The 11,958-nt window shown below is 73.4% G+C and carries 10 protein-coding genes; all 10 read left to right on the top strand.

All coding sequences use genetic code 11. The features are described from left to right. Positions 1-11: 11 nt before the first annotated feature. The 10 genes from ACUJ8O_RS04150 (at position 12) to ACUJ8O_RS04195 (ending at position 11,955) form a co-directional block, all read left to right on the top strand. Entirely contained in the window at positions 12-1,163 is a 1,152-nt protein-coding gene (locus ACUJ8O_RS04150; protein WP_052001221.1) for a mannose-1-phosphate guanylyltransferase, read from the top strand. Between the two features lie 61 nt (positions 1,164-1,224). Beyond that, entirely contained in the window at positions 1,225-2,481 is a 1,257-nt protein-coding gene (locus ACUJ8O_RS04155) for an amidohydrolase (RefSeq protein ID WP_060974015.1), read from the top strand. Positions 2,482-2,625: 144 nt separating this feature from the next. Next, positions 2,626-3,783, top strand: coding sequence for a BMP family lipoprotein (locus ACUJ8O_RS04160; protein WP_036340064.1), 1,158 nt, complete (start codon positions 2,626-2,628; stop codon positions 3,781-3,783). 126 nt (positions 3,784-3,909) lie between these two features. Continuing rightward, complete coding sequence (locus ACUJ8O_RS04165; protein WP_036340061.1) at positions 3,910-5,508, top strand: ABC transporter ATP-binding protein; 1,599 nt, start codon at positions 3,910-3,912, stop codon at positions 5,506-5,508. Further along, positions 5,505-6,920, top strand: a complete 1,416-nt coding sequence (locus ACUJ8O_RS04170; protein WP_144820054.1) for an ABC transporter permease — start codon at positions 5,505-5,507, stop codon at positions 6,918-6,920. The genes ACUJ8O_RS04165 and ACUJ8O_RS04170 overlap by 4 nt, the downstream gene beginning before the upstream one ends. After that, the gene (locus tag ACUJ8O_RS04175) at positions 6,917-8,224 is read left to right on the top strand and encodes an ABC transporter permease (protein WP_036317814.1); all 1,308 of its coding nucleotides are present in this window, start codon (positions 6,917-6,919) and stop codon (positions 8,222-8,224) included. The genes ACUJ8O_RS04170 and ACUJ8O_RS04175 overlap by 4 nt, the downstream gene beginning before the upstream one ends. A 2-nt stretch (positions 8,225-8,226) precedes the next feature. Beyond that, positions 8,227-8,658, top strand: a complete 432-nt coding sequence (locus tag ACUJ8O_RS04180) for a cytidine deaminase (protein WP_010079337.1) — start codon at positions 8,227-8,229, stop codon at positions 8,656-8,658. 74 nt (positions 8,659-8,732) lie between these two features. Beyond that, complete coding sequence (locus ACUJ8O_RS04185; protein WP_036317816.1) at positions 8,733-10,067, top strand: thymidine phosphorylase; 1,335 nt, start codon at positions 8,733-8,735, stop codon at positions 10,065-10,067. A 4-nt stretch (positions 10,068-10,071) separates the two neighbouring features. Then, positions 10,072-10,719: a DedA family protein gene (locus ACUJ8O_RS04190; protein WP_036317819.1), complete on the top strand. Its 648-nt coding sequence runs from the start codon at positions 10,072-10,074 to the stop codon at positions 10,717-10,719. A 24-nt stretch (positions 10,720-10,743) separates the two neighbouring features. Then, positions 10,744-11,955: an adenosine deaminase gene (locus ACUJ8O_RS04195; protein WP_036317823.1), complete on the top strand. Its 1,212-nt coding sequence runs from the start codon at positions 10,744-10,746 to the stop codon at positions 11,953-11,955. Positions 11,956-11,958 lie beyond the last annotated feature (3 nt).

Raw genomic sequence — 11,958 nt, forward strand, 5'->3', positions numbered from 1 at the left:
AGTCTGGCCCGGTGAGCACCGATCCGAACCTGACCGATGCCCCGCGCGAGGCCGCGCCGGGCACGGCCCTGTCCCGCTTCCACGCCGTGATCCCCGCCGGGGGCGTGGGCACCCGCCTGTGGCCCCTCTCGCGGGCCGCCGCGCCGAAGTTCCTCCACGACCTCACCGGCTCGGGTCAGACCCTGATCCGTGCCACGTGGGACCGTCTGGCGCCCCTGGCCGCGGGCATGCTCGTGGTGACCGGGGAGGCCCACCGGGAGGCGGTGTGCACGCAGCTGCCGTCCCTGGCGGAGACGGATCTGGTGCTCGAGCCCTCGCCTAAGGACTCCGCGGCCGCCATCGGCCTGGCCGCGGCGATCCTCTCCCTGCGCGACCCGGACACGATCATGGGATCGTTCGCGGCGGATCAGGTGATCTCCCCGGTGGAGGTCTTCCAGGACGCGGTGCGGCAGGCCGTCGAGACGGCGGCCACGGGCCGGATCGTGACCATCGGCATCGAGCCCACGCACGCGGCCACGGGCTTCGGCTACATCCGCCGGGGCCGCCGCCTCCGCGTGGCCGGCGCCCCGGACGCGCACGACGTCGCCGCGTTCGTGGAGAAGCCGGACCTGAAGGTCGCCCAGCAGTACGTGAAGTCCGGCCGCTACCTCTGGAACGCGGGCATGTTCGTGGCGCCCGTGGGCCTCATGCTGGCCCACCTCGAGGAGAACGAGCCCGCGCTGCACGCCGGCCTGATGGAGATCGCCCGCGCGTGGGAGACGCCGGAGCGGGACGAGGTCATGGCCCGGGTGTGGCCCGAGCTGACGAAGACCGCCATCGACTACGCCGTGGCCGAGCCCGCCGCCGCCGTCGGCGACGTGGCCATGATCCCCGGCTCCTTCACGTGGGACGACGTGGGGGACTTCGCGGCGATCGCCCGCCTGAACCCGGTCAAGGACGCCTCCGGCATCACGGTGATCGGGGACACCCCGCGCGTGTACTCGGACGACGCGTCCGGCGTCGTGGTGACGGACACGAAGCGCGTCATCGCCTTGATCGGCATCGAGGACGTCGTCGTGGTGGACACCGAGGACGCGCTGCTGGTCACCACCACGGAGCACGCCCAGGAGGTCAAGAAGGCCGTCGAGGCGCTCAAGGCGGAGGGCGTGGACGAGGTCCTCTGACCGCGTCCCCGGCCGGGTCCGGCCCCCACCGACCGGCACCCCCGGAGTAGGGTGCTGGGCCATGACCACCTCCGACTCCGTGCTGACCGGGCCCCGTCCGACCTCCGTCCCCTCGGTGGCCCCCGTGGTGGCCGAGCTCGAGGAGGAGATCGTGGCCTTCCGCCGCGACGTGCACCGGCATCCCGAGCTCTCCTATGAGGAGTACCGCACCACCGACCGCATCGTGGAGCTGCTCGCCGGCTACGGGCTCTCGCCCGTGCGGATGGAGTCCACGGGTGCCTACGTGGACGTCGGGGAGGGGCCGGTGGTGCTGGCCCTGCGCGCCGACATCGACGCGCTGCCGGTCGAGGAGGAGACCGGCCTGCCCTACGTGTCCGTCAATGACGGCGTCGCGCACGCGTGCGGCCACGACATGCACACCGCCGTCATGGCGGGTGTGGCCGTCTCCCTCGGCCGCATCCTCCGCGGGGCCACCGCCGACGCCGACCTGCGCGCGGCCGGTGAGCGGGCCCACGGCACGGTCCGCGTCATCTTCCAGCCCGCGGAGGAGCGGCTGCCCGGCGGCTCCCTGGCCGTGCTGCGCCAGGGGGTCCTCGACGACGTGCCCCGCATCCTGGCGGCGCACTGCGATCCCCAGGTCGACGTCGGCTCGATCGGCACCCGCATCGGCGCCATCACCTCGGCGGCGGACACCATCCGGATCACCCTCACCGGACGCGGGGGGCACACCTCGCGGCCCCACCTCACCGAGGACATGGTCTTCGCCCTGTCCCAGATTGCCGTGAACGTGCCCGCCGTGCTCTCCCGGCGGATCGACGTGCGCTCGGCCGTCTCCGTGGTGTGGGGGCAGATCGCCGCCGGCAGCGCGCCCAACGCGATCGACAACACCGGCTACCTCGCCGGGACCATGCGCTGCCTCGACGCGGACGTGTGGGAGGAGGCCGGTGCGCTGCTCGACGAGGTGGTCCGACAGGTGGCCGCGCCGTACGGCGTGCACGTGCAGCTCGAGCACGTGCGCGGCGTCCCGCCGGTGCACAACACCGAGGGCGAGACGGCGCTGATCGAGACCGCGGCGCGGCGGGAGCTCGGCTCGCGGGCGATCGTCCTGACCCCGCAGTCGATGGGCGGCGAGGACTTCGCCTGGATGACCCAGAAGGTGCCCGGCTCCATGCTGCGCCTCGGCACCCGGTCCCCGGGTGGCCCCATCTACGATCTGCACCGCGGGGACTACGCGCCGGACGAGCGGGCCATCGGCGTGGGCATGCGGGTCTTCACCGCCGCCGCGCTGCAGGTGCTCACGGGCGAGGACCACCACTGACCCCACCGCCCGCCCCCGCCGGAGGGGACGGGCCCACCGTTCGGTAGACTCGCGCTCATCCGGACGGGGCCACCCGCACGGGCCCCGTCTTTCCGCGGCCACCGGCCGCGGACCTCGCACCGTGCCTTCCGAAATGAGGACCCCATGGGCATCGCCACCCCGTCGGCCGCGCGCCGCCGTCGTCTCCTGCTCCCCGCCGCCGCGCTCGGCGTCTCCGGCCTGCTGCTGACCGCGTGCGGCGCCCCGCCGGAGCAGTCCGAGGCCTCGGACTCCGGCGCCGCCGAGAGCGAGGCCATCGCCACCGTGGACGGCGTCGGCTCGGACAACAAGGACTACAAGGCCTGCATCGTCTCGGACGAGGGCGGCTTCGACGACCGCTCCTTCAACCAGTCCTCCTACGAGGGCCTCAAGGCCGCCGAGGAGGCCTACGGCATCACCACCAGCGAGGCCGAGTCGAACGAGCCCAGCGAGTACACCCCGAACGTGACCGCCATGGTCAACGGCGACTGCGACGCCGTCATCGGCGTGGGCTTCCTCCTCGGCGACGCCATGAAGCCGATCGCCGCGCAGCACTCGGACACCCACTTCTTCGGCGTGGACGTCACCGACGGCGACTTCACCGACAACTTCCAGAAGCTCACCTACGACACGGCGCAGGCGGCGTTCCTGGCCGGGTACCTGGCGGCGGGCACCACCGAGACCGGCACCGTGGCCACCTACGGAGGGGCCGAGATCCCCACCGTCACCATCTTCATGGACGGCTTCGCCCGCGGCGTGGAGCACTACAACGAGGTCAAGGACAAGGACGTCAAGGTCCTGGGCTGGGACAAGGACGCGAAGACCGGCTCGTTTACGGGCGACTTCGAGAACGTGGCCAACGGCAAGACGAACACCGCCAACTTCATCAACGAGGGCGCCGACATCGTGATGCCGGTGGCGGGCCCCGTGGGCCTGGGCACCCTGGACGCCGTCCGCGAGGCGAACCAGGGCGGCAAGGACGTCAAGGTCATCTGGCCGGACTCGGACGGCTACGAGTCCACCAAGGACGGCAACCTGATCCTCACCTCGGTGAAGAAGAACATGGGCCAGTCCGTCACCGACGTGATCGCCGCGGACCTGAAGGACGAGTTCTCGGCCGAGCCCTACGTGGGCACGCTGGAGAACAAGGGCGTCGAGCTGGCCCCGTTCCACGACTTCGAGGACACGGTGCCGCAGGAGCTCAAGGACGAGCTCAAGGACCTCGAGGCGAAGATCATCTCGGGCGAGCTGAAGGTCGGTTCGGAGTACTCCCCGGAGGCCTGACCCGCCTCGCCACCGCCGCGGGGCCGGCCCGGACCCCTCCGGACCGGCCCCGCGGCGCGCGGGCGCCCGGCCCGCCCCCGCCGCCGAGCGCGGCACCACGAGCATCGACCAGACGGAAGGCCCTCGATGAGGCTCGAACTGCGCGGGATCACCAAGCGCTTCGGCTCGTTCGCCGCGAACGAGGACGTGAACCTGACCGTGGAGTCGGGGCGGGTGCACACCCTCCTCGGCGAGAACGGCGCCGGCAAGTCCACCCTGATGAACGTCCTCTTCGGGCTCTACGAGCCCACCGAGGGGGAGATCCTCCTCGACGGCGAGCCCGTCCGGTTCTCCGGTCCCGGTGAGGCCATGCGCGCGGGCATCGGCATGGTGCACCAGCACTTCATGCTCGTGCCCGTCTTCACGGTGGCCGAGAACGTGGCCCTCGGCGACGAGCACACCCGCGCCCTGGGCGTGCTCGACCTCGAGGCCACCCGCCGGCGGATCCGGGAGATCTCCGCCCAGTACGGCTTCGACGTGGACCCGGACGCCGTCGTCGAGGACCTGCCCGTGGGCGTGCAGCAGCGCGTCGAGATCATCAAGGCCCTCGTCCGCGACGCGCGCATCCTCATCCTGGACGAGCCGACCGCCGTGCTCACCCCCCAGGAGACCGACGAGCTGCTCGGCATCATCCGGCAGCTGCGGGAGGACGGCACGGCGATCGTGTTCATCTCCCACAAGCTGCGCGAGGTCAAGGCCGTCTCGGACGACATCACCGTGCTGCGCCGCGGCCGCGTGGTCGGCACGGCGGACCCCTCCGCCGAGGCCGCCGAGCTGGCCGCCCTCATGGTGGGCCGGAGCGTCGTCCTCGAGCGGCGCAAGACGGCCCCGACCCTGGGGGAGGAGACGTTCCGCGTCGAGGACCTCTCCGTCGTCTCGCCCACGGGCCAGGTGCTGCTGGACGCCGTGTCCTTCGCCGTCCGCCAGGGCGAGGTGCTCGCCGTGGCCGGTGTGCAGGGCAACGGGCAGACCGAGCTGACCGAGGCGATCATGGGCCTGGTCAAGGCCACCGGCTCCGTCACCCTGGACGGTCGGGAGCTGATCGGCCGGTCCACCCGCCAGATCATCCGCGCCGGCGTCGGCTTCGTGCCCGAGGACCGCTCCACGGACGGGCTCGTCGGCCCGTTCTCCGTGGCGGAGAACATGGTGCTCAACCGGTACGACGTCGCCCCGGCCGGCAACGCCGTGCAGATGCGCCCCGCCGCGGTGCGGGCGCTCGCCGAGCGCCGCGTGGCCGAGTTCGACGTCCGCACCCAGGGCGTGGACCTGCCGGTCTCCTCCCTCTCGGGAGGCAACCAGCAGAAGGTCGTCATGGCCCGCGAACTCGTGGACGGGCTGCGCCTGTTCATCGCCTCGCAGCCCACGCGCGGCGTGGACGTCGGCTCGATCGAGTTCCTGCACGACCGGATCATCGCCGAGCGCGACGCCGGCACCCCCGTGCTGATCGTCTCCACCGAGCTGGACGAGGTCCTCGAGCTGGCGGACCGGATCGCCGTGATGTACCACGGGCGGATCGTCGGCATCGTGCCGGGGGACACCTCGCGCGAGACGCTCGGCCTCATGATGGCCGGCCAGACCCCCGACGACGCGGCCCTCGCCTCCGGCGCAGACGTCGCCGCGGGCACGCCCGGCACCGCCGGTGAGGCGCCCGCCGCCCACCCCACCACGGAAGGAGAGCGCCCGTGAGCACCGCCGCCCCGCAGCGCCCGGCCCCCGCGTCCGACGCGGCCGCCCGGCCCGCCCCCGCCGACTCCGCCCTGCGCCGGATCCTCTCGGGCAACGGCACGGTCACCGCCCTGGCGATCCTGCTGTCCCTGCTGATCTCCGGCCTGCTGATCATCGCCGTGGACGAGGACGTCCGCGACGCCGCCGGCTACTTCTTCGCCCGCCCGGGCGACCTGCTCTCCGCCGCCTGGGCCGCGTTCGCCGGAGCCTTCGCGGCCCTGTTCCGCGGCGCCGTCTTCAACTACCGGGCCTCGGACGCGACGGGCATGCTCTACCCGCTCACCGAGACCCTCACCGTGGCGACCCCGCTGATCATCATCTCGCTGGGCATCGCCATCGCCTTCCGGGCGGGCCTGTTCAACATCGGCGGCCAGGGTCAGTTCATCTTCGGCGCCATGTTCGCCGCGTGGTTCGGCGTGCACCTGCACCTGCCGGCCGGCGTGCACCTGCTGCTCGTCGTCGTGATGGGCGTGCTCGGCGGCGTGCTGTGGGGCTCCGTCGTCGGCGTGCTCAAGGCCTGGACGGGCGCGCACGAGGTGATCCTCACGATCATGCTCAACTACGTGGCGGTGAACCTGCTCGCCTACCTGTTGAACACCCCCGTCCTGCGGGCGCCCGGCACCACGAACCCGGTGTCCGCGCCGCTGGACCGCTCCGCCATGTTCCCGCGGCTGCTGGGGACCGACTTCCGGCTGCACTGGGGCTTCTTCGTCGCGCTGCTGGCCGTGCTCTTCACGTGGTGGCTGATGCAGCGCTCCACCCTCGGCTTCCGCCTGCGGGCCGTGGGCGCCAACCCGGACGCCGCCCGCACGGCCGGCATCTCCGTCAAGGGCTCCTACCTGGCCGCCATGGCGATCTCCGGCGGCCTCGCCGGCCTGGCCGGCGCCACCCACGTGGCCGGCACGGAGAGCACGCTGAACACCTCCGTGGCCGGGTCCTTCGGCTTCGACGCGATCACGGTGGCGCTGCTCGGCCGGTCCCACCCGGTGGGCGTGCTGTTCGCGGGCCTGCTCTTCGGCGCCCTGCGCGCCGGCGGCGTGACCATGCAGACCGAGACCGGGGTGCCGGTCGACATCGTCCTCGTGGTGCAGTCCGTGATCGTGCTGCTCATCGCGGCCCCGCCGCTGGTGCGCGCCATCTTCCGGCTGCCCGCCCCGGGCGCCGCGCGCGCCCGCCGCGCGGCCGACCCCGTGACCCAGCCCGCCGTGGCCGGCGCCGCGCTGACCGGCGCCGGCGGCCACGCCGCCGCCCCGTCCACGGGCGTCCAGGAGGCCGCGGCCGCCGCCGTCGCGGACCCGCAGGCTCCGACCACTGCACCCACGGACACGGCCCCGACCCACCGCCCGCACGAGCAGAAGGGGGACGCCCGATGAGCGCGACCGCCGCCCGGCCCCACGCCGACGTCGTCCGCCCCGAGGCCGCCGAGCCCGCCCGGGTCGTGGTCCGGCACTGGACCACCCCGATCGCCCTGACGATCCTGACCCTGCTGGCCCTGGCCGTCTTCGCCCTCGGCGCCCCCGAGGCGGCGGCGACCTTCCGACTCTCGAACGCGTCCGACGCCGTCGTGCTCCCGGACCTGACCGCCGACCCCGTGCTGGGGGGCTGGCTGCTCGTCGGGCTCATGGCGCTGCTGACCGCGGTGGCCTGGCTGGCGACCCTGCGCTCGGGGCGCACCCCCGGCTGGGCCGCGGCCCTGTTCGCCGTCGCCTTCGTGGCCGCGTTCCTCATCTGGGTGATCGGCTCGGCGGACAACACCACCGTGTTCCTCACCGGCCTGATCGCCGGCTCGTTCGCGCTGGCCGTCCCGCTGATCTTCGGCTCGATGGCCGGCATCCTGGCCGAGCGCTCGGGCGTGGTGAACATCGCGATCGAGGGTCAGCTGCTGGCGGGCGCGTTCACGGCCGCCGTCGTCGGCACCGCCACCGGCTCGCCCTGGGCGGGCCTGGCCGCCGCGATCGTGGCCGGCGTCCTCGTGTCCTGGCTGCTCGCCGTGTTCTCGATCAAGTACCTGGTCAACCAGGTGATCGTCGGCGTCGTGCTCAACGTGCTCGTGGCCGGCCTGACGAGCTTCCTGTACTCCACCGTCCTCACGGGCGGGGACACCGAGCTCAACGCGCCGCCGCACTTCCCGAACCTGCGGATCCCGGGCCTGGCGGACATCCCCGTGCTCGGGCCCATCCTGTTCGACCAGACGATCCTGGGCTACGCGATGTACCTGCTCGTGATCGCGCTGTGGTTCGCCCTGTTCCGCACCCGCTGGGGCCTGCGCGTGCGCGCCGTGGGCGAGCATCCCAAGGCCGCGGACACCGTGGGCATCGACGTGAACCGCACGCGGTACGCCGCCGTCCTGCTGGGCGGTGCGGTGGCCGGCATGGGTGGGGCGTTCTTCACGCTCGTCTCCGCGTCGTCCTTCACCAAGGAGATGACGGCGGGCCAGGGCTTCATCGCGCTCGCGGCCGTGATCTTCGGCCGCTGGAACCCGATCGGCGCGTTCTTCGCGGCGCTGCTGTTCGGCTTCGCCACCAACATGCAGTACGTCCTGGCGATCCTCGGCACCCCGGTGCCGAGCCAGTTCATGGCGATGCTCCCGTACCTCGTCACGGTGTTCGCCGTGGCCGGCCTCGTGGGTCGCTCGCGCGGCCCGGCCGCCTCGGGCGTGCCGTACGTGAAGGAGTAGCCGTGGCGGACGGGCAGCACACGACGACGGCGCCGCGCGTGGACTGGGACCGGCTGCGGGCCGCGGCCCTGGCCGCCACGGAGCACGCCTACGTGCCCTACTCGGGGTTCCGGGTGGGCGCCGCCGCGCTCACCGACGACGGCCGCCTCGTCTCGGGCTGCAACATCGAGAACGCGTCCTACGGGCTGACCCTGTGCGCCGAGTGCGCGCTGCTGGCCGACCTGCGCATGGGCGGGGGCGGCCGACTGGCCGCGTTCGTGTGCGTGGACGGCGAGGGCGTGCTCACCATGCCCTGCGGGCGGTGCCGCCAGCTGCTGTACGAGTTCCGCGCCCCCGGGCTCGTGCTGCTCACCCCGGCGGGGGAGCGGGGGATCGACGCGGTGCTGCCGGACGCCTTCGGCCCGGCCGACCTGGAGCGGGCGGACCGTCCCTGACCTGCGGCGCGCTCCCGGGCCCGCTCGCTAGAGTCGGAGGCTGACCGTCGCAGCCGTCCTCCGAGGAGAACCCCATGACCGCGCAGCCGCAGGCCGAGCCCTTCGACGCCGTCGAGGTGATCCGCACCAAGCGGGACCGGGGGACGCTGTCCCCCGAGCAGATCGACTGGGTGGTGGACGCGTACACCCGCGGCGTGGTGGCGGACGAGCAGATGTCCGCCCTGGCCATGGCGATCCTGCTCAACGGCATGGACCGCGCCGAGATCGCCCGCTGGACGGACGCGATGATCGCCTCGGGCGAGCGCATGGACTTCGGCGGGCTCACCACCCCGGACGGCCGCCCCCTGGCCACCGCGGACAAGCACTCCACCGGCGGCGTGGGGGACAAGATCACCCTGCCGCTGGCCCCGCTCGTGGCCTCCTTCGGGGTGGCGGTGCCGCAGCTGTCCGGCCGCGGCCTCGGGCACACCGGCGGCACCCTGGACAAGCTCGAGGCGATCCCCGGGTGGCGGGCCGACCTCAGCAACGAGGCGATGCTGCGCCAGCTCTCCGAGGTGGGCGCCGTGATCTGCGCCGCCGGCTCGGGCCTGGCCCCGGCGGACAAGCGCCTGTACGCCCTGCGCGACGTCACCGGCACGGTGGAGGCCATCCCGCTGATCGCCTCCTCGATCATGTCCAAGAAGATCGCCGAGGGCACCGGCGCCCTCGTGCTGGACGTCAAGTGCGGCTCGGGCGCCTTCATGAAGGACGAGGCGTCCGCCCGCGAGCTGGCCCGGACCATGGTGGACCTCGGCCGGGACGCCGGGGTGGACACCTCGGCGCTGCTCACGGACATGTCCGTGCCCCTGGGCCGGACGGCCGGCAACGCCCTCGAGGTCCGCGAGTCGGTGGAGGTGCTCGCCGGCGGCGGCCCGGCCGACGTCGTGGAGCTCACCGTGGCGCTCGCCGCCGCGATGCTCGCCGGCGCCGGGGTCACGGACGTGGACCCGGCCGAGCACCTGGCCAACGGCCGGGCGATGGACGTGTGGAACCGGATGATCGAGGCCCAGGGTGGCGACCCGCGCGCGGACCTCCCGACGGCGGCCCACACCGAGGACGTCGTCGCGGAGACGGACGGCGTCCTCACCGAGCTGGACGCGATGGCCGTGGGCCTGGCCGCGTGGCGCCTCGGCGCCGGGCGGGAGCGACAGGGCCAGGCCGTCCAGGCCGCGGCCGGCGTCGAGGTGCACGTGCGCCCCGGCGAGCGCGTGGCCCGGGGCCAGAAGGTGCTGACCCTGCACACGGACACGCCGGAGCGCTTCGAGCGGGCGAAGGCCGCGCTCGCCGGCGGCTGGGCGGTCGGCGAGCTCGACGACGACGCCGCCCGGGCCTTGCGCGAGCGCTCCGTGATCCTGGACCGGATCGGCTGACCGGATGCTCGCGTGGCTCGAGGGGGCGATCCTCCACGCCTCCGCGCAGTGGTGGGTTCTGCCGCTGACGCTGCTGCTGTGCCTGCTCGACGGCATCGTGCCGGTCTTCCCGTCGGAGTCGGTGCTGGTGGCCCTCGGCGCGATCGTCCGCGACGGGCATCCGTTCTCCCTGTGGGCGCTGTGGGGGGTCGGCTTCGCGGGCGCGTTCCTGGGGGACGTGGCCGCGTACGCGATCGGCCGTGCCGTGGGCGTGGAGCGGTTCCGGTGGATGCGGCTGCGGCGGGTGCGGGCCACGGTCGAGGTCGCCCGTCACCACCTGCACAGCCACGGCGCGCTGCTGCTGTTCACCGCTCGGTTCATCCCCGGCGGCCGCGTGGCCCTCAACTTCACCGCCGGCGCCACCCGCTATCCGCCGGTGCGGTTCGTGGCGCTGGACCTGGTCTCCACGGCCAGCTGGGCCGCGTACTCGATCATGATCGCGCGCCTGACCGCGGGCTGGCTGGAGAACCCGGTGCTGCAGATCGCCGTCTCCGTGACGGGTGCCGCGCTCGTGGGCCTGCTGCTGGACCGCCTGCTCAAGGCCCTGCTGCGCCGCCGGCTGGGCACCGGGGTGAAGGGCCTCACCCTGGCCGAGCAGGAGGCCCTGCGCTGAGCGCCCTGCCGTAGAGTGACGCCCGTGACGACGACGCAGCTTCCGGACACCGCATCCCCCTCCCCGCTCGAGGTCGACCTGGCCGTCCTGCCCAAGGTCTCCCTCCACGACCACCTCGACGGCGGCCTGCGCGTGGGCACCGTCCTCGACCTGGCCCGCGAGGCCGGCGTCGACGTCCCCGCGGACACCGTCGAGGGCCTGGCCGAGTGGATCGCCGAGCACGCCAACGGCGAGTCCCTCGAGAAGTACCTGCAGGTCTTCGCCCTGACCACCGCCGTGATGCAGACCCGCGAGCAGCTGCGCCGCGTGGCCCGCGAGTTCGTCGAGGACCTGGTCGCCGACGGCGTCGTCTACGGCGAGATCCGCTGGGCCCCCGAGCAGCACCTGGCCGGCGGGCTGAGCCTGGACGAGGCGGTCGAGGCCGTGCAGGCCGGCCTGGACGAGGCGGTCGAGGCCGCCGACGCCGCGGGCCACGTGATCCGCGTGGGCCAGCTGGTCACCGCGATGCGGCACGCCGACCGGGCCCAGGAGATCGCCGAGCTGGCCGTGCGCCACCGCGAGGCCGGCGTCGTGGGCTTCGACATCGCGGGCGCCGAGGCCGGGTTCCCGCCCTCCCGCTTCGCCGACACCTTCACGTGGCTGGCCGCCCACCACCTGCCCGTCACCGTGCACGCGGGCGAGGGCGACGGCTTGGACTCCGTCCGCTCGGCCCTCGTGGACGGCCGCGCCCTGCGTCTGGGCCACGGCGTGCGCCTGGCGGAGGACATCTCGGTGGAGTACGGCGGCGTGGACGAGGACGGCGAGCAGCTGGACGAGCTGACCGGCCTCGTGGACCTGGGCGAGACCGCCGCGTGGGTGCGGGACCGGCAGATCGCCCTGGAGGTCTGCCCGTCCTCGAACCTGCAGACCGGCGCGGTGGACGCCGCGGCGGGCATCGCGGGCCATCCCATCGACCTGCTCGTGCAGCTCGGCTTCCGCGTCACCGTGAACACGGACAACCGGCTCGTCTCGGACGTGTCCCTGACCGACGAGCTCTACCTGCTCGCCGAGACCTTCGGCTACTCGCTCTCCGAGCTGCTGGACCTGCAGCTCAACGCTGCCGAGGCCGCCTTCCTGTCCGTGGACGAGCGCGAGGACCTCGCCGAGATCCTCGTGGCCGGCTGGGGCGAGGTCATCTCCGGCGACGCCGTCGGCCCGGTCCTCGAAGAGCTGGACGACGCGGACGAGGACGACTGACCC

Source organism: Micrococcus sp. EWR3.9.1, from assembly GCF_052615555.1.

Coding starts and splice junctions, on each gene's coding strand:
- ACUJ8O_RS04185 (WP_036317816.1), top strand. CDS start 8,733: ATGACCGCGCAGCCGCAGGCCGAGCCCTTCGACGCCGTCGAGGTGATC.
- ACUJ8O_RS04190 (WP_036317819.1), top strand. CDS start 10,072: ATGCTCGCGTGGCTCGAGGGGGCGATCCTCCACGCCTCCGCGCAGTGG.
- ACUJ8O_RS04155 (WP_060974015.1), top strand. CDS start 1,225: ATGACCACCTCCGACTCCGTGCTGACCGGGCCCCGTCCGACCTCCGTC.
- ACUJ8O_RS04175 (WP_036317814.1), top strand. CDS start 6,917: ATGAGCGCGACCGCCGCCCGGCCCCACGCCGACGTCGTCCGCCCCGAG.
- ACUJ8O_RS04160 (WP_036340064.1), top strand. CDS start 2,626: ATGGGCATCGCCACCCCGTCGGCCGCGCGCCGCCGTCGTCTCCTGCTC.
- ACUJ8O_RS04165 (WP_036340061.1), top strand. CDS start 3,910: ATGAGGCTCGAACTGCGCGGGATCACCAAGCGCTTCGGCTCGTTCGCC.